Source organism: Duganella sp. S19_KUP01_CR8 (genome assembly GCF_036688705.1).
Taxonomy (GTDB): domain Bacteria; phylum Pseudomonadota; class Gammaproteobacteria; order Burkholderiales; family Burkholderiaceae_D; genus Rugamonas.
Genome location: NZ_JAQQPR010000003.1, coordinates 1 through 18,236, shown reverse-complemented (window position 1 = coordinate 18,236; position 18,236 = coordinate 1). Strand labels below are relative to the sequence as shown.

Genomic DNA, 18,236 nt, shown 5'->3' with positions numbered 1-18,236 from the left:
CTTATTCCTCGTCGTTTAGGAGGGAGTGGGATTTGGTGGTGGACGCTGTTGGTTTGGCGCCGGTGTGTTCAATCAGTTCCGCGGCGGTCAGCGGCGGGAAATACAGTTCGCCTTGGCAGCTGTCGCAACCCAGCGCGCGCAGCACGTCGAGCTGCGCTTTCTGGTCGACGCCCATCGCCACGACCCGCATGGCCAGCGCGCGCGCCAGGTGGATGACGGCGGCGACGATGTCGGTGCCGCCTTCGTCGTTGCCGATCGCGTGGATGAAGCTGCGGTCTATCTTCAGCGCGTTGAGCTGCCAGCGCTTGCAGGCCGCCAGCGAAGAGCGCGCGCTGCCAAAGTCGTCCAGCGCGGCGCGTACGCCGCCGGACTGTAATTGCCGCAGCAACTGGGTCAGCGGCTCGGCCGGACCTTGCAGCAGCTTTTCGTTCAATTCCACGCCGATGCTGCCCGGCGCCAGATGCTGTTTGCGCATCGCCGGCAGCAGCGTTTGCAGCAGGTCGGTATTGAGCTGTGGCGTGGCCAGGTTGATCCATATGCACAGCGGCGCGCTGCCGCGTGGACGGGAGCCGGCCGCGGCGACCTTCTGCCACAGGGCCGCTTGCGCACAGGCCTGTCCGATCACCCAGACGTCGACGCGGTCCAGCAGTCCGCGATCCTGCACGTGCGGCAGGAATTGCACCGCTTCCAGTTCGCCCTTGTCGGGATGGCGCCAATACAGCTGGGCCTCGGCGCCGATGGTGCGGCCGCTGGCGATGTCGATCTGCGGCTGGTAGCGCAGTTCCAGCTCGCCGGCGGCCAGTCCTTTACGCAGTTCCAGCGCCCATTGGCCGCGTTCGCGCTCGCGCACGTTGAGCTCTTCGTGGAAGAACTGCACCGGGCCGGCGTCGTTCTGCTTGGCGTGGTACATGGCGGTGTCGGCGTTCTTCATCAACGTCTGCGCGTTGTTGCCGTCCTGTGGATAGATAGCGATGCCGATGCTGGCCGCCGTCTTCAGTCGGTGGCCGGCGATGTCGAAGGGCAGGGCGCACGCCAGTTCGATCTTGCGCGCCACGCGCGCGGCGTTGGCCGCCGCCGCCCGGCCTTCGATCAGCACCACGAACTCGTCGCCGCCCAGCCGCGCCACCACGTCGGCCACGCGCACCGCCGCCGTCAGCCGCGCCGAGACCTGGCGCAGCAGCTCGTCGCCCGCTTCGTGGCCGTAACTGTCGTTGATATGCTTGAATTTGTCGAGGTCGAGGAACAGCAGCGCGAAGCCGGTGCCGCTGCGGTCCGAGGTGGCCACCGCATGCTCCAGCTGCTGGATCAGCGCGCGGCGGTTGACCAGGTTGGTCAGCGCGTCGCGGGTGGACAGCTCGTGGGCGCGCAACTCGGCCTGCTTGCGGTCTTTGATTTCCTGTTCCAGCTCGGCGTTGATGCGCTCCAGGTCTTGCAGGCGCTGCACCCGCAGGTCCTGGTTCAGGCGCGCCAGCTGTTCGCTCTTTTTGCGCAGCTGGATATTCTTCTTCGTCATCTCGACGAATACCGCCACCTTGGCCTGCAGGATCTGCGGTATCACCGGAGTGAACAGGTAATCGGCCGCGCCTTTTTGATAGGCCTTGAGGCGGTTGATCTCGTCCGCATAGTGCGCGGTGATGAAGATGATCGGCACGCCCGCCGAACGCGGGTGGGAGTGGATGGCTTCGGCGGTTTCGAAGCCGTCCATGCCGGGCATGCTGACGTCGAGCAGGATCACGGCGAATTCGTGCCGCAGCACCTGGCGCAAGGCTTCCTTGCCGGAACCCGCCGTCAACAGCTCGTACACATGTTGGTCGGCGGCCTCGGACAGCAGGCTTTCCAGCGCATACAGGCTCGCCGGATCGTCATTTACGAGGAGGACTTTTGGGATAGGCACGGCTGGCTGAACGGTTGAGGTATCGGGCTGTCGCACTGTGTCTGGAAGGTAAAAGATACTCTTGTATGTCCGGGAGTCAAGCAAAATTGCGCTTAACCATACGATGGTTAAAACAGCATTTTATCAATATGACAATCGCCATGCAGAAATTTTTTACCAGCAAAAATATTATCGTAATTCAATATTCTGCCGCGCACGATTGCTGCCCTGCTGGCTGACCCAGATCGGCGCGCTCCACAGCATTTTTCCGTCGTCCTGGGTCACCCTGGCGTAATAAAAATGCTCGCCGGCGGCGGGTTTGACGACGCTGCGGGCTTTGTTGCTGAGCACGGCGACCGTGCCGTTTCGACCGGGCACCCCGTGGAAGATGGCGACGGCGGCGGCCCCGCGCCCGCTCGTGCTGGCGTAATTCGCCTGCAATGTCAGCTTGCCGCGATTGACGAAGCGTTCGCCCATCAGGTGGCCGTTGGCGGTCAGCATCAGCCTGGCGTTTTTATCCATCGTGGCAAATACGCGACGTTCGCGCAGCGCGGCGAGCAGGTTGGGGCCGTCCAGCGGCGTGTCGGGCGGCATCAGCACCCCGGTGCGGTTGCTGTAGGACGCGCCCCAGTTGGCGCAATGGTTGTCCTGGTCGCTGCTGAAGGCGACATGGTAGCCCGCCTCCAGCAGCTTGTTGCAGGCCGTTTCGTAGTTGCTCAGATGGGTTTCCGTCTCGTCGCTGCGGGTCGAGAAGGCGCTGCTGTTCATCACTTCGCACAACACCATGGCCTGGTCGCCGTCGGCGTTCCAGGCCAGCGGCTTGCCCAGGATGGCGAACTGGTCGCCCTGCGGATGGTTGAACTGGCCCATCCAGCCGCGTTCCCGCATCAATTTGTACAAAAAGGCGTAGTCGCCTTTTGGACTTTCCGTATCGGCGAGCAGCTCGCCGAGGGCGTTGCGTTCCCAGCCCAGCAGTTCCTCGCTGTTGACGATGTTGAGGTGGCCGCCGTGGTTGATGACGCCCCATTCCTGGCCGTAGATGGCGACAAAGCGCGGATGCGCCTGGTTCCACGCGGCGGCCGCTTGCAGTCCGCTCCGGTACAGCGCCCTGGCGGCGGCCGAATCGGCGGCATTGTTGGTGCCGTCCGAACCGTCGTACATATGGTTGTGTTCGGAAGTCATCAGGAAATCCAGGCCGTGCTGTTGGGCGTAGGCATAGGCGTCCGTGGGGCCGAGCGCGGCGCTCTGTGGCGCTTGCGCGCCGGTGCAATGGTCCAGCGCGCCGCCGCCATCGCTGTGATTGGTCTGGCTGTGCAGATTGCCGAGGTAGACCGCGTAGGGGAAGGTGTCCACCGCTGTCGGCGCCAGCAGGGATGCCATAGGCGCTGGGCTTTTGCCGACCATCACGTTCCAGCTTTGCTCGACAGTGGGGCCTGCGCCCGCGCTGGCGTCCAGGCGCAGGCGGTAGATGCCGTGGCGCAGCGTTGACGGCGCGCGCCAGCGCAGCGCCACATCGTGGGTGGGCTCGGCCATGGGATGCGCGCCGCGCCAGCTGCGCAAGGTGCGGCCGTCCGGCGCCAGCAGGGTCAGGCGCCAGTGCAGGGTGTCGCCCGGTTGCTGGTCCGGCGCGGAAAAGTGCAACGCCAAAGTGCGGGCGCCGTGTGTATCGGCGTGGAAAGGTGCTTCCAGCCAGGCTTCAAATTCGTGATGGTCAACAGTCGTCGCATGACCCGTTATCGGCATGCAGACGATGCTTGAGAAAAATACCGCTATCATGGATGGTGCGCGCATGATGAGTCTCCCGCAGTGCCGGAAAATTGCCAACCTCATCTTTAGAGCGCGCCTTATAGCATATGGTTCCCTTGAATTTTGCATGAAAAATTGGTGAATTCTCTCCAATTGTTTCACTGGTTCCCAAGCGGCATTAATAGTATGCTGCTGTGATGCAAAATTTTCCGCAAATTTATAGACCTAAAGTGATGGCGAATGCTCAAATCGGGTAACGCGACGGAAGCGGTCCGCAGTCCCCGCCTGTTGTTCTGGCTGGCTGGCGGCGCGTTGGCGTTGGCCGTCGGCGCGGCCCTGTATGGTACCGCTGCCAAGACCGTCGACGACGATGCCAACCAGCGCTTCGAGAACCTGGCGCGCAGCACGCAGTACGGAATTTCGGCCCGCATCAAATCGTATTCCGATCTGACGCACGGCCTGGTGGCGCTGTTCCAGACCAGCGATGATTTGACACGCCTGCAATTTCACCAGTACGTGGCCAGCCTGGAAATTCCGCGTCATTTCCCGGCCATCGAAGCGGTGACCTGGGCGCCGCTGGTTGCCGACGCGCAGCGCGACGCCTTCGTCGCCCGCGTGCGCGCGGACCGCAGCATGTCGCCGCAGGGCTATCCGAACTTCGACATCAAGCCGCCGGGCCGGCGCGCGCACTACGCCGTGCTGACCTATCTGGAGCCGGCGTCGATGATGGACGAGAAGATGGGCGTCGACGTGGTCGCCAATCCGCTGGTCGACAAACTGGTGGCGGCCTCGCGCGACAGCGGCCAGGTCAGCGCTTCCGGCCAGCCGATCGTGATCCAGCAACCGTCGCCGCACATCGGCCTGGGCATCCGCCTGCCGGTCTATCGCCGCGATATGCCGGTGGCCGATGTGGCGGGGCGGCGCGCCGCCTATCTGGGCTCGGTCGGCATTGGTTTCAGCGTGTCCAAGCTGGTGCAGGGCGCCATCGACGAGATGACGGTGCGCCAGGTGCACCTGATGCTGTATGCAGACGGCAGCAAGGAAATCGAGCAGCGCCGCCTGGTGATCGAGAAGACCGACCGCCTGCTGTTCAACGATAACGGCTCGTTGAAGGCGCCGCCCATTCCGATGGGCGCGCGCAGCGAGTATTTCGAGTCGGTGCTGCCGATCGATTTCAACGGCAGCTTGTGGAAGGCGCAGTTCCAGGTCAGGAAATCCGAGCTGCTGACGCGCTTCGATCTGTATTTCCCGTGGGTCGCCGGCCTGACCGGCCTTGCAGGCACCATGCTGCTGTACAGTTACTTCTTCGTGCTGTACTCCTCGCGCCGGCGCGCGCTGAAGCAGGGCGTGCTGCTCGACACGGTGCTCAACAACGTCGACGCCCACGTCTACATGAAGGACCAGAAGCGCCGCTACATCTACGTCAACGCCAAGATGGCCGACTCGATGGGATTGCCGGTGGAGCAGATCGTCGGCAAGCTCGATCGCGAACTGATGCCGACCGCCGTCGCCGACGCCGCATGGGCGCAGGAGCGGCCAGTGTTCGCCGATAACGTCAAGCGTTCCGGCGAGACCAAGTATGTCGGCCGGGACGGCGTGGTGCAGCATCTGTGGACCGTCAAGGTGCCGGTGGAGATAGACCGCGCCGTCACGGCCGTCATCGGCCTGTCGACCGACGTCACCGAGCTGCATCAATTGAAGGAGGAAGCCGACACCGCCAACCAGGCCAAGAGCGATTTCCTGTCCAATATGAGCCACGAGATCCGCACGCCGATGAACAGTATCATCGGCATGGCCCACCTGGCGCTGAAATCGGTCACGCATCCGAAGCAGCGCGACTACCTGCAAAAGATCTACCATTCGGGCCAGCACCTGCTGGGCATCATCAACGACATCCTGGACTTCTCCAAGATCGAAGCGGGCAAGATGGACCTGGAGGTGCTGGACTTTTCGCTTGATTCGCTGCTGTCCAATATGTCCAGCCAGCTGGGCGAGAGCGCGGCTGCCAAGGGACTGGAGCTGGTGTACGAGATCTGGCCGGGACTGTCGCAGCAGCTGCGCGGCGATCCGTTGCGGCTGGAGCAGGTGCTGCTGAACTTCACCAGCAACGCCATCAAGTTCTCGGAAAACGGCAAGGTGTATGTGCGCGCGCGGCCGCTGGAGGAGCGCGACGGCCATATCCTGGTGCGCTTCGAAGTGGAGGACCACGGCATCGGCATGTCGCCGGACCAGCTGGAGCAGCTGTTCCAGTCCTTCCACCAGGCCGATACCTCGACCACGCGCCGCTACGGCGGCACCGGCCTGGGGCTGGTCATCAGCAAGCAGCTGGCGGAGCTGATGGGCGGCGGCGTCGGCGTCGACAGCCATCCCGGCGCCGGCAGCATCTTCTGGTTCACGGCGCGGCTGGCCAAGGGCGTCAGCATGCTGCAACCGAGCGACGAGTCGGTGCAGCCGGATGTGCTGGACAGCATACGCGGCGCCTCCATCCTGCTGGTCGAGGACAATATCTTCAGCCAGCAGGTGGGCCAGGAGCTGCTGGAGGATGCCGGCGCCACCGTCTGCGTGGCCAACAACGGCAAGGAGGCGATCGACCTGCTGCTCAAGGAACGCTTCGATTGCGTGCTGATGGACGTGCAGATGCCGGTGATGGACGGCTACGAGACCACGCGCCTGATCCGCGCCCATCCGAAATTGTCGGCCACGCTGATCATCGCGATGACCGCCAACGCCGGCCGCGACGACCAGGAGCGCTGCCTGGGCGCGGGCATGGATGAATTTGTCACCAAGCCGATCGCGCCCAATGTGCTGTTCAATATGCTGTCCAAGTGGATGAGCCAACGGGCGCGCACGGCCAGCTTCGCGCGGCCGCTGGCGCCGCCTCCGCCGTCGTACTTCACCATGGCCGATGGCGCGTCCGCGCCGCTGCAAGGACAGGTGCGGGCGATGGCGCCGGGTGTGGAGCAGCCTGCGGCGCGGGTTGAAGCGGCTGCGCCGTCGATACCGGCGAGCGCCGGGGCGCCGGCTCCTGCGCTCGATGAGGCGGAGCTGCTCGATGTCGCCGCACTGGCCCAGACCTTCGGCGGCAAGGCCGACAAGATGCGCAAATACGCTTTGCTGTTCCTGGACTCGGCCCGCGAAGGCTTGCGTGAAGTCGACGCGGCGCTGGCGCAGGAAGACCTGGCGCACCTGTCCGAACTGGGGCACCGCATCAAATCCTCGGCCCGCGCGGTGGGCGCTATGCGTTTCGGGAACCTGTGCCTGGCGCTGGAAAACGTGCGTCACGACGCCGATTGCGCCAACGCCCGGCAACTGGTGCAAAAACTGCATGCCATGCTGGCGCTGCTGAACGAGCGCATGGAGCAGGAACTGCTGGCCTACGACCCCGGCTAGAGCGATAATACGGGCTCTATTCCCACGAAGAGCCCTATGCATTCGAGCATCACCCCCGGCCTGCTGATTTTGCACGGTAATCAAATGGAGCAGCTGCGCGCGGCGGTGTTCCAATGGCTGCGCAATCATCCGCTGGGGGCGCTCGAATCGGAAACCATCCTGGTGCAGTCGAACGGCGTGGCCGAATGGCTGAAGATCGCGCTGGCCGAGGAAATGCGGGTCTGCGCCGCCACGCGGGTGGCGCTGCCGGCGCGCTTTTTGTGGGAAACCTATCGCGGCATGCTGGGGCGCGAACGCGTGCCGGTGCGCTCCGCCTTCGACAAAGGCCCGCTGACCTGGCGCCTGATGCGCCTGCTGCCCACCTTGCTGGCCGATCCCGTGTTCACGCCGCTGCGCCATTTCCTGGCCGACGGCGAGGCCGAACGCCGGCTGCAACTGGCCGAGCGCCTGGCCGACTTGTTCGATCAATACCAGGTCTATCGCGCCGACTGGCTGGACGACTGGGCCCAGGGGCGCGACCAGCTGCGCAACGCCCGCAACGAAGCGCATCCGCTGCCGGAAGACCAGCGCTGGCAAGGCCAGTTGTGGCGGGCGGTGATCGCCGACGTCGAACCGCATGAGCGGGAGCTGGGCCGCGCCACCGTTCACACCGAATTCGTGCGCGCCAGCGCCGCCGGCGAGGAGCCGCTGGGCCGCCTGCCGCGCCGCATCGTGATCTTCGGCGTCTCGGCTCTGCCGTATCAAAGCTTGCAGGCCCTCGCTTCGCTGTCGCGCTACACGCAGGTGCTGCTGGCGGTGCCCAATCCATGCCAGTTCTATTGGGGCGACATCATCGAAGGCCGCGAGCTGCTGCGCAGCGCACATCGCCGTCAGCAGCTGCGCAATGGCCAGGACCTGGGCGCGATTCCGCTGGAAGAGCTGCATGCGCACAGCCATCCGCTGCTGGCCAGCTGGGGGCGTCAGGGCCGTGACTTCATCCGCATGCTGGACGAATTCGACGAAGCCTCGGCCGCCGCAGCCGCTGAAAACGACGATGTTGCGCCACTGCGCATCGATTTGTTCAGCGATGGCGAGGGAGCGGGGCGAGATAGCCCGTTGCTTTCGCAGGTGCAGGCCGCCATCCGCGATCTGCTGCCGCTGTCCGAACATCCGCAGATCCCGCCGCCGGACGACGATCGCTCCATCGAATTCCACGTCACCCACAGCGTGCAGCGCGAGGTGGAGGTGCTGCACGACCAGCTGCTGGCCATGTTCGCCGACGGCAGCGGCCTGCGTCCGCGCGACGTGGTGGTGATGGTGCCGGACATCGACACCTTCACAGCCGCCATCCACGCGGTGTTCGCGCAGCACCGCCGCAGCGATCCGCGCTACATTCCGTTTGAAATCGGCGACGTCAACGACCGCAGCGTCAATCCGCTGCTGGTGGCGCTGGAATGGCTGCTGCGATTGCCGCAGCAGCGCTGCCGCCAGAGCGAGGTGCGCGACCTGCTGGACGTGCCGGCGCTGGCCGCGCGTTTCGGTTTGAAAGAAGATGACCTGCCGACGCTGGGCTTGTGGATCGAAGGCGCCGGCGTGCGCTGGGGACTGGATACCGAACACCGCGCCGGCTTGGGTCTGGGCGCGGCGGGCGAGCAGAACTCCTGGTTGTTCGGCGTGCGCCGCATGCTGCTCGGCTACGCCAGCGGCGAGGATGCGGCTTTTGCCGGCATCGAGGCGTATGGCGAAGTGGGCGGCCTGGATGCGGCGCTGGCCGGATCGCTGGCGCAGATGGTCGAAGCACTGCTGCACTGGCGCGCCGTGCTGGCGCAATCGCATTCGCCGGCCGAGTGGGGCGTGCAGGCGCGCGCGCTGCTGGTGGCCTTCTTCAAAGCGGGCGAGGAGGGCGACCGCCTGACGCTGGCGCATCTGGACGATGCGCTCAACAACTGGCTGGAGACCTGCGAAGGCGCGCAGTACGATGAAGCCGTGCCGCTGGCCGTGCTGCGCGAAGCGTGGCTGGGCCTACTCGACGAGCCGACGCTGAATCACCAATTCGTCTCCGGCGGCGTGACTTTCTGTACGCTGATGCCGATGCGCGCGGTGCCGTTCCGCGTGGTCTGTCTGCTGGGCATGAACGACGGCGACTTCCCGCGCCGTGCGCCCAAGGCCGATTTCGACCTGCTGGCGCAGCCGGGCATGGCCCGTCCGGGCGACCGTTCGCGCCGCGACGACGACCGCTACCTGATGTTGGAAGCGCTGCTGGCCGCGCGCGACAAGCTGTACATCAGCTGGGTCGGACGCAATGTGCGCGACAACAGCGAGCAGCCGCCGTCGGTGCTGGTGTCGCAGCTGCGGGATTACCTGGTCAACGGCTGGCGGTTGGATCCTCACGCGCGCACCACGGAGCACGCCTTGCAGCCGTTCAGCCGCCGCTACTTCGAGGACGGCGGCCTGCTGACCTACGCGCGCGAATGGCGCGAGGCGCACGGCGAGGAGGCCGGCGATGCCGCCGTCACCGAGCTGCCGCCATACGAGATCGACGACAAGTACCGCCTCAAGCTGTCGACGCTGACCAATTTCATGCGCCAGCCGGTGCGCTTCTTTTTCCGCCAGCGCCTCGGCGTGATGTTCGGCGACGCCGCGCTGGTGGGCGAGGACGAGGAGCCGTTCTCGCTGAACGCGCTGGAACGCTATCTGCTCGAAGACACCATGCTGGACGACGGCGCCGAGGCGGAAGAGCTCCACCAGGTCTACGACAAGATGACCGAACGCGCCGAACGCCTGGCCCGCGAAGGCGTGCTGCCGATAGGGCTGATCGGCCAGCAGTACCAACACCAGCTGGTGCAGGCGCTGGTGCCGGTGCGCTGCGCCTGGCTGACGCTGCGCGAGCGCTACGAGCTGCCGGCGGCGAAGGTGGCGCTGAGCCTCCAGCTGGCCGGCGTGCAGGTTGACGACTGGATCGACCAGCTGCGCAGCAACGGCAGCGAAACCGTATGGCTGGCGCAGATGTCGTCCAAGGTCACGGACAAGCAGGGCAAGCCGCGCGGCGACAAATTGATCGCCATGTGGCTGCGCCAGTTGGCGGTGGCGGCGGCCGGCATGCCGGTCGCGGGCTTCCTGGTGGCGCGCGACGCCATCGTCACCATGAAACCGCTGGCGCAGGCCGAAGCGCTGGAAGCCTTGCGGGAGCTGGTCTGCCTGTGGCGCGACGGCATGAACCGCCCCTTGCCGACCGCCTGCAAGACCGCCCTGGCGCTGGCGCAGGAAGGCGATCCGCGCGATGTGTACGACGGCGGTTTCGAGATCTCCGGCGAGAGCGACGACCTGTGCCTGGCCCGCCTGTGGCCGGACTTTGCGGCGCTCAGCGCCGAACCGGATTTTGCCGACGTCTCGCAAGCGCTTTACGGACCGCTGGCCGACTGGCTTGAACAATCCATCACGATAGACGTCATTGATGACCAAAGCGGCAAGGACGCAGCATGAGCACAAACGCCGCTAATTCGCTGGAACCCCTGAGCTTCCCGCTGCACGGCTCACGCCTGATCGAGGCCAGCGCCGGCACCGGTAAAACCTGGACCATCGCCGCGCTGTACGTGCGGCTGGTGCTGGGCCACGGCGGCGACAACGCCTATCGCCGGCCCTTGCTGCCGGCCGATATCCTGGTGATGACCTTCACCCGCGCCGCTACGCGCGAGCTGTCGAACCGCGTGCGTGAACGGCTGGTGGAGGCGGCGGCCTACTTCCGAGGTTACTCGGCGATGGGCCTGGGCGCCGGCAGCGGCGTGGTGCGCGACGATTATCTGGACGCCATCCTCGAATCCTACCCAAGCCACGGCGAGCAGCAGCAAGCCGCGCACCGCCTGATGCTGGCGGCGGAGACGATGGACGAGGCGGCGATCTTCACCATCGACGCCTGGTGCCAGCGCATGCTGCGCGAGCACGCCTTCGACAGCGGCAGCCTGTTTGACGAGGAACTGGTCAGCGACGAGCAAGCCTTGTTCGAAGACGCAGCGCATGACTACTGGCGGCAGCAGGTTTATCCGCTCAACGCCGTATCGCTGGATGCGCTGCTGTCATGCTGGGGCGACGTGGGCGCGTTGAAGAAGTCGATACGGGAGCTGGTCAAGCGCGCCGACATCATCGGAGACCACAGCGTGTCGGGCGCCACCGCCGGATCGCTGGCCGAGCTGATCGCCGCCGTCCAGCGCGAGCAGCAGGTGCAGCTGGCGGCCCTGAAGGCCGGTTGGGTGGATCGCGCCAACCGCATGGAACAATGGATCGCCACGGAGCGGGTGCTGTCGCCCAAATGCTTCAACGGCAACAAGATGCGGGCCGATTCGCTGGTGGCGTGGTTCAACGGCCTGCGCGCCTGGGCGCAAGATCCCGCCATGGTCATGCCCGACATCTCGGACACCGCCTGGAAGCGCCTGACACCGCACGGCCTTGAAGACGCTTTTTCAAAAGGCTACAGCACCACGATCCCCGACGACTTCGACGCCATCGAACCGCTGAAGCGGGCGCTGGACGACATCGAACCGCTGTCGCACGCGTTGTACCGCCATGCGGCGGGCGCCGTCGCCGGCCGCATGGCCGAGCTGAAAAAGCGCAGCCGCCAGTTCGGCTTCGCCGACATGCTGGACCGCCTGAACGCCGCGCTGCAAGGCGAGAACGCCGCCGCACTGCGCAAGCGCATCACCGACCAGTATCCGGTGGCGATGGTCGACGAATTCCAGGACACGGCGCCCAACCAGTACCAGATCTTCAACCTGCTGTACCGCGTGGCGGACAACGATGCCGAGACAGGCCTGTTCCTGATCGGCGATCCGAAACAGTCGATCTACGGCTTCCGTGGAGCCGACATCCACAGCTACCTGTCCGCGCGCATGGCCACCACCGGCCGCCACTACCAGCTGGGCACCAACTACCGTTCGACCAAGCCGGTGGTGGACGCCGTCAATCACCTGTTCATGTACGCCGAAGGCCAGCCTGCGGAAGGCGGCTTCGGACGCGGCGCCTTCCGCTTCCGCGATCCCGGCACGCGCGTGAATCCGCTGCCGTTCGAAGCGGTCGGCGCCAAGGGACGCGGCGAGCGCATGGTCAACGCGGCGGGCGACGTGCCGGCGCTGGTCATCGCATGCAGCGCCACGCAGGATCTGAAAGCGGACAGCTACCGCGAGTTCTTTGCCTGGCACTGCGCCGAGCATATTGTCGCGCAGCTCAACGACGAGAACGCGGGCTTCGCAGGCCCGAAAGGCTTCGTGCGCCTGCAACCGGCCGACATCGCCGTGCTGGTGCGCGACCGCAAGGAGGCTGCGGCCATACGCCGCGCGCTGCAACGGCGCCAGGTCGCCAGCGTGTATTTGTCGGACAAGGATTCCGTTACCGACAGCGAGGAAGCGGCCGATGTGCTGCGCTGGTTGTCGGCCGTCGCGAGTCCACTGGACGGCGGCCTGGCGCGCGCAGCCTTCGCCACCCGCACCACCGGCCTGCCGCTGGCGGAACTGGCGCAGCTGTCGTCGGACGAACTGGCGTGGGAAGCGCGCGTCGAACAATTGAAAGCGCTGCACATCGTATGGCAGCGGCAGGGCGTGCTGGCGATGCTGCGCCGCTTCATCCACGAGCTGAAATTGCCGGCGACTTTGCTCCAGCAGCCGGGCGGCGAGCGGCGCTTGACCAACTTGCTGCACCTCGCTGAGCTGCTGCAATCGGCCAGCCGTCAGCTCGATGGCGAGCAGGCGTTGATACGCTGGCTCGCCGAGCAGATCGAAGGCGGCGAGGGCGCCGGCGACGAACGCGTGCTGCGCCTGGAAAGCGATGCGGAGCTGGTGAAGGTCGTCACCGTCCACAAATCGAAGGGCCTGGAGTATCCGCTGGTGTACCTGCCGTTCGCCGTCACGGCGCGCAAGGTGGAGCGGCGCAACCGCAGCTTCTTCGAATTCAGCGACGAGGAGGGCGTGCGCCAGATCGACATGGCGCTGACCGACACCGCGATGGAACTGGTCGAACGCGCGCGCCTGCAGGAGGACTTGCGCCTGTTGTACGTGGCGCTGACGCGTGCGCGCCACTTCCTGTGGCTGGGCGTGACGGCGCTGGCCGCGCGCAAGGCGGGCGACAACACGCTGCACGAATCGGCGCTGGGTTATCTGCTGACCGGCGGTGAAGCGCTGCCGTCGGACCTGATGATGGAACGCTGGGGCCACGCTTGCAAAGGCTGCGACGGCATCAGCATCGAGACGCTGGAGATGGCGATGCAGCAGTTCACGCGCCTGAGCCGCATCGAACAACGCCCGCCGTTGCTGGAACCGCAGCTTTACACCGGCCGCTTCGAGCGCGATTGGTCGGTGGGTAGTTTCAGTTCGCTGGCGCGGCGCACCGGCCCGACCGGCACCATCGGCAGCGGCGCATCGTCCTTGCCGGTGCCGCGCGACGGCTTGCAGGAGAACCTGCTGGAAGGCGCCGGCATGCCGTCGATCGCGCTGTCGAACCGCGTGGAAGACGCGCCGTGGCATCGCTTCCCGCGCGGCTCGGTGCCGGGTAACTTCCTGCACGAGCAGCTGGAGTGGATGGGGCAGGAGGGCTTTGCCGTCGTCGATCACGAAAACTTCGAATCGCGCCTGACGCGGCGGGTGGAGCGTGCCGGTTGGGGCAATCGCCTGGAGGATACGCTGGCGTGGCTGCGCGAGATCGCCGGCACCAGCTTGCCGTACCTGGGCGCGCCATTGAGCGCGATTGAATCGCCGCTGCCGGAGATGGAGTTCTGGTTCCCCAGCGAGCGCCTCAGCACCGGTGCGTTGGACAGCCTGTGCGCGACGCATCTGCTGGGTGGCGTGGCGCGGCCGGCGCTGCCGGAACGTCAGCTGCATGGCATGCTGAAAGGCTTCGCCGACCTGGTGTTCGAGCACGAAGGCCGGTTCTGGGTGCTGGACTATAAATCGAACGCGCTCGGCGCGGGCGACGCCGCCTATCACCAGCCGGCGCTGGTGGCGGCGATGGCCGAGCATCGCTACGACATCCAGGGCGCGATCTACATGCTGGCGCTGCATCGGCTGCTGCAAAGCCGCCTGGGCGACCAGTACGATCCGGCCGAGCACCTGGGCGGCGCGATTTTCCTGTTCCTGCGCGGTATTGCGAACCAGCAAACGCGCGGTTGTTACCTGATAGAACCCGATCCTGAGCTGCTGGCCGGGCTGGATCGGTTGCTGGATGAGTCCGGCGTAGCGCAAGCGGAGGCACCGCATGAGTATTGAAACGTCCGCCGCCCTGTTCGATCAGGTCGACGCCTTGACCGAGAACGGCCAGCTGCGCCGCCTGAGCGGGGCATTTGCGCGCTTCATTGCCTCGGTGGGCGCCAGCTCGCCGCAATTGATGGCGGTGTGCGTGCTGCTATCCGAACTTGAAGGACGCGGTCACAGTTGCCTGATGCTCGATGAGTTGCAGGATGACCTCTCCGTCCAACTGGGCTGGACCAGCGACGAATGGCGCGCGCTGCGTGATACGGCCGGCGCCTGGCCGAGGAACGCCGACGCCTGGCGCGCGCTGTTGGCTGGCTGCGACCAGGTCTTGCCGGTGGGCGACCTGGATTTCCAACAACCGCTGGTGCTGGACGGCGAACGCCTCTACCTGCGCCGCTATTGGCGCGACGAAACACTGGTCGCGGAAGCCGTGCGCGGCCGCGCGCTGGGCGGCCTGATCGCCCTCGATGCCGAGGCCGCCACCGCCGACGTGCGTCACTGGCTGGACATCCTGTTCCCGCACGCGCCGCGCGGCGGCGCCACCGACTGGCAGAAAATCGCCTGCGCGGTCGCCATGCGCGGCAAGCTGGGCATCATCACCGGCGGTCCCGGCACCGGCAAGACCTACACTGTGGCGCGCCTGCTGGCCTTGCTGTTCGCCACGGCCGGCGAGCGCCAGTCCGGCTTGCGGGTGGCGCTGGCCGCACCGACCGGCAAGGCCGCCGCCCGGCTCAAGCAATCGATCGATTCGGCGCTGGACGACCTGGCGGAAAAGGTCGGCCCGGCGCTGCGGCTGCGCGAACTGGCGGCCCGCATGGGCGCGGCGCGCACGTTGCACAGCCTGCTCGGAGCGCGGCCCGACACGCGCGCCTTCCAGCACAACGCCGGCAATCAGCTGGAGGTCGACGTGTTGATCGTCGACGAGGCGTCGATGATCCACCTGGAAATGATGGCGGCGCTGCTGGCGGCGCTGCCGCCGACGGCGACCTTGATCCTGCTGGGCGACAAGGACCAGCTGGCGTCGGTGGAGGCGGGCGCCGTGCTGGGCGACCTGTGCCACGACGCCGAGGCCGGAGCCTACGATGCGGAAACGCTGTCGTATGTGCAAGCCAGCACCGGCCAGCAGATTCCCGACAGCTACGCCGGCGATGGCGGACCCATCGCCCAGCAGACCGTGATGCTGCGTGAGAGCCGCCGCTTCGGCGGGCCGATCGGCCAGTTGGCGCTGGCCGTCAACGCCGGGGACGCCGCCACCTCGGTCCAGGTGTTGCGCAACAGCGAGGATGGCAAGGTGGCCTGGATCGATCCGGCGCAGCCGTCCGAGTTGCTGCAATTGGCGCTGGCAGGCCGGGCCGGCGCTGCCGGCGGCTACCAGGCTTACCTGAAAATGATCAAGGCCGGCGGCCCGGACGGCGACGACCTCGGCTATCTGGCCTGGGTGAAGTCGGTGCTGACCAGCTTTGAAACCTTCCGCATCCTGTGCGCGGTGCGCGACGGCGAGTGGGGTGTGGCCGGCTTGAACGACGTGATCGAACAGCGCTTGCAAGCGGCCGGCCTGCTGCGCCGGAGCGGCGAGTGGTATGTCGGCCGGCCGGTCATGGTCACCCGCAACGATTACGGCACCGGCGTGTTCAACGGCGATATCGGCCTGACCTTGCCGGACCCGGCGCGTCCCGGCGCCTTGCGCGTCTACTTCTCGGACGGTGAACAGGTGCGCAGCGTGCTGGCGACGCGGCTCAGGAATGTCGAGACCGCGTTCGCGATGACGGTGCATAAGTCGCAGGGTTCGGAGTTCCAGCATACGGTGCTGGTGCTGCCGAAGGACGGCGGCGGCATGCTGGCGCGCGAGCTGATTTATACCGGCATCACGCGCGCGCGCGACTACTTCACGCTGCTGACGCCGAACGGCCAGGTGCTGCTCGACGCCATCGCCCAGCGCACCCAGCGCGCCAGCGGCTTGCGGGGCTTGCTGGGAAACTAGCCTACAGTCCGCGCCGTTGTAGTAGCGGCGCTGCAGCGTATCATTCGACCCCATTACATCAATCACCGAGGAGAACCACCATGACATCCAAACTAGACGGCAAAGTCGCGCTGATCACCGGATCGGGACGCGGCATCGGCCGCGCGATCGCTCTCAAACTGGCCGGCGAAGGCGCGCGCATCGTTGTCAACGATCTCGACGAGGTGCCGGCGCAGGAGACGGTCGCGGCGATCCGCGCGGCGGGCGGCCAGGCGGTCGCCTGTGTCGGCAGCGTGGTCGCGGCCGACTTTGCCGAGCGCTTCATCGGCACCGCCGTCAGCGAATTCAACGGGCTCGACATCATTGTCAACAACGCCGGTTACACCTGGGACAACGTGATCCAGAAAATGGGCGACGACCAGTGGCAGGCGATGATGGACGTGCACCTGACGGCGCCGTTCCGCATCCTGCGCGCGGCGCAGCCGGTGATACGCGGCTACAGCAAGGCCGAAGCCGAGGCCGGCCGCCGCGTGGTGCGCAAGGTGGTGAACATCTCGTCGGTGGCCGGCCTGTTCGGCAACCCGGGCCAGGCCAACTATGCGGCGGCCAAGGCCGGCATCGTCGGCATGACGCAGACGCTGGCCAAGGAATGGGGACGCATGAGCGTGACGGTCAACTGCGTGGCCTTCGGCTTCATCAAGACGCGCCTGACGTCGAGCACCGCCGAGGCCGCCACCGCCAATATCGACGGCCGCGACATCAAGGTCGGCCTCAACGCCGACCTGCTCGATACGCTGGAGCGCAGCATTCCGCTGGGCCGCGGCGGCTCGCCCGAGGAGGCTGCCGGCGCAGTGTACATGCTGTGCATTCCCGAGTCCGATTACGTCAGCGGCCAGACGCTGATGTGCACCGGCGGCTTGACGGGGTTCTGACATGGCGGCGCTGGCCGCCGCCGGCGTTTATGCCGCGCGGCGGTGGCGCTTGGCCGTTTTGGCGGCTTTCTTGTGGCGGGTGACCGAGGCCTTCATGACTTTCGGCTCGCCGTCCGGGCCGGCAACGAAGCGGCGGATGTTGAACGCGTCCATCAGACGGGCCGAGTTGGCCTTGGCATTGAGCAGCACCAGGGTGGCGTTCTTGCCGGCCGACTTGAAGCGCATGATCAGGCAGCGGCCGGCTTCCTCGGTGTAGCCGGTCTTCGACAGGCCGACATCCCAGCCCTTGGCGCCGACCAGGCGGTTGGTGTTGTGGTACTCCACCTGGCGACCCTTGATGTTGATGATGTCCTTGGTGTCGGTGGTGATGCGGCGGATGTCCGGATAGGCGGAGGCGGCGGTTGCCATCTTGACCAGGTCGGTCGCGGTCGAGCGGTTGTTCGGCGACAGGCCGGTCGGTTCTTCGATCACGGTCTGGGTCAGGCCCAGCGCCTTGATCTTGGCGTTGACCGCCAGTTTGAACGCGTCAGGGCCGCCTGGATAGGTGCGGGCCAGCGACGCGGCGGCGCGGTTATCTGATGACATCAATGCAAGTTGCAGCGCATCGCGGCGGGCCAGTTCGGCGCCGACCGGCACCCGCGAGGTGCTGTGCTTGAGCATATCCACGTCGGTTTTATCGATGCTGATGGGGGCATCCATGTCCGCCTTGGAATCGAGCACCACCATCGCGGTCATCAGCTTGGTCAGCGAGGCGATCGGTACTTGAACGTTGGAATTTTTTTCGAGCAGCACTTTGCCGGTGCCGTCTTCGACGACCAGCACCGACTGCGAGCCGAGCGGCACCGCGAGCGCAGCCGCAGTAAACGAACTCAGCAATACAGCAACAATTTTCTTGAGCATGTTAGGTATTCTTGGGAGTGAGGAGTGTATCGGGCGTCAGAAGTTGACGCGGCGCAAAACTAGTCTAGCTATGCGGCAATATTTCCTGAGGATAGAAGATAACATTAAAGTGGTTTCTCGTCTATTGAATGTAACTCCACGATTCTATTTATTTCAATCCGGGGTCAGGTCCCCCATTTGAGCATGAGTTCGGCTAGTCAAGCCGAACTCATGCTCAAATGGGG

The 18,236-nt window shown here is 65.7% G+C and carries 8 protein-coding genes; 5 read left to right on the top strand and 3 right to left on the bottom strand.

Features of this window, described 5'->3' with window-relative positions; all coding sequences use genetic code 11:
- Position 1: 1 nt before the first annotated feature.
- Both V6M89_RS03755 and V6M89_RS03750 read right to left on the bottom strand, forming a co-directional pair.
- The gene (locus tag V6M89_RS03755) at positions 2-1,894 is read right to left on the bottom strand and encodes a putative bifunctional diguanylate cyclase/phosphodiesterase (protein ID WP_332851912.1); all 1,893 of its coding nucleotides are present in this window, start codon (positions 1,892-1,894) and stop codon (positions 2-4) included.
- Positions 1,895-2,062: 168 nt separating this feature from the next.
- Complete coding sequence (locus V6M89_RS03750; protein ID WP_332851911.1) at positions 2,063-3,664, bottom strand: CehA/McbA family metallohydrolase; 1,602 nt, start codon at positions 3,662-3,664, stop codon at positions 2,063-2,065.
- Between the two features lie 195 nt (positions 3,665-3,859).
- Here V6M89_RS03750 and V6M89_RS03745 point away from each other — a divergent pair, with 195 nt between their 5' ends.
- The 5 genes from V6M89_RS03745 to V6M89_RS03725 all read left to right on the top strand — a co-directional run bounded on the left by V6M89_RS03745 (position 3,860) and on the right by V6M89_RS03725 (position 17,112).
- Positions 3,860-7,009 carry a CHASE domain-containing protein gene (locus V6M89_RS03745; RefSeq protein ID WP_332851910.1) on the top strand — a complete coding sequence of 1,050 codons (3,150 nt, stop codon included), beginning with the start codon at positions 3,860-3,862 and terminating at the stop codon, positions 7,007-7,009.
- A gap of 36 nt (positions 7,010-7,045) precedes the next feature.
- Positions 7,046-10,471 (top strand): exodeoxyribonuclease V subunit gamma, encoded by a 3,426-nt coding sequence (gene recC, locus V6M89_RS03740; protein ID WP_332851909.1) that lies wholly within the window; start codon positions 7,046-7,048, stop codon positions 10,469-10,471.
- The gene (gene recB / locus V6M89_RS03735; protein ID WP_332851908.1) at positions 10,468-14,235 is read left to right on the top strand and encodes an exodeoxyribonuclease V subunit beta; all 3,768 of its coding nucleotides are present in this window, start codon (positions 10,468-10,470) and stop codon (positions 14,233-14,235) included. Before recC ends, recB begins: the two co-directional genes overlap by 4 nt.
- Positions 14,225-16,201: an exodeoxyribonuclease V subunit alpha gene (gene recD, locus V6M89_RS03730; protein ID WP_332851907.1), complete on the top strand. Its 1,977-nt coding sequence runs from the start codon at positions 14,225-14,227 to the stop codon at positions 16,199-16,201. Before recB ends, recD begins: the two co-directional genes overlap by 11 nt.
- Positions 16,202-16,281: 80 nt before the next feature.
- Positions 16,282-17,112: an SDR family NAD(P)-dependent oxidoreductase gene (locus V6M89_RS03725; protein ID WP_332851906.1), complete on the top strand. Its 831-nt coding sequence runs from the start codon at positions 16,282-16,284 to the stop codon at positions 17,110-17,112.
- Between the two features lie 27 nt (positions 17,113-17,139).
- Here the strand turns inward: V6M89_RS03725 and V6M89_RS03720 are convergent, their stop codons facing one another.
- Entirely contained in the window at positions 17,140-18,012 is an 873-nt protein-coding gene (locus tag V6M89_RS03720; RefSeq protein ID WP_332851905.1) for a serine hydrolase, read from the bottom strand.
- Positions 18,013-18,236: the final 224 nt, after the last annotated feature.

Excerpts from the sequence above, each read along its gene's own strand:
- recC (WP_332851909.1), top strand. The coding sequence starts at position 7,046 with ATGCATTCGAGCATCACCCCCGGCCTGCTGATTTTGCACGGTAATCAA.
- V6M89_RS03745 (WP_332851910.1), top strand. The coding sequence starts at position 3,860 with ATGCTCAAATCGGGTAACGCGACGGAAGCGGTCCGCAGTCCCCGCCTG.
- V6M89_RS03720 (WP_332851905.1), bottom strand. The coding sequence starts at position 18,012 with ATGCTCAAGAAAATTGTTGCTGTATTGCTGAGTTCGTTTACTGCGGCT.
- V6M89_RS03725 (WP_332851906.1), top strand. The coding sequence starts at position 16,282 with ATGACATCCAAACTAGACGGCAAAGTCGCGCTGATCACCGGATCGGGA.
- V6M89_RS03750 (WP_332851911.1), bottom strand. The coding sequence starts at position 3,664 with ATGCGCGCACCATCCATGATAGCGGTATTTTTCTCAAGCATCGTCTGC.
- recB (WP_332851908.1), top strand. The coding sequence starts at position 10,468 with ATGAGCACAAACGCCGCTAATTCGCTGGAACCCCTGAGCTTCCCGCTG.
- recD (WP_332851907.1), top strand. The coding sequence starts at position 14,225 with ATGAGTATTGAAACGTCCGCCGCCCTGTTCGATCAGGTCGACGCCTTG.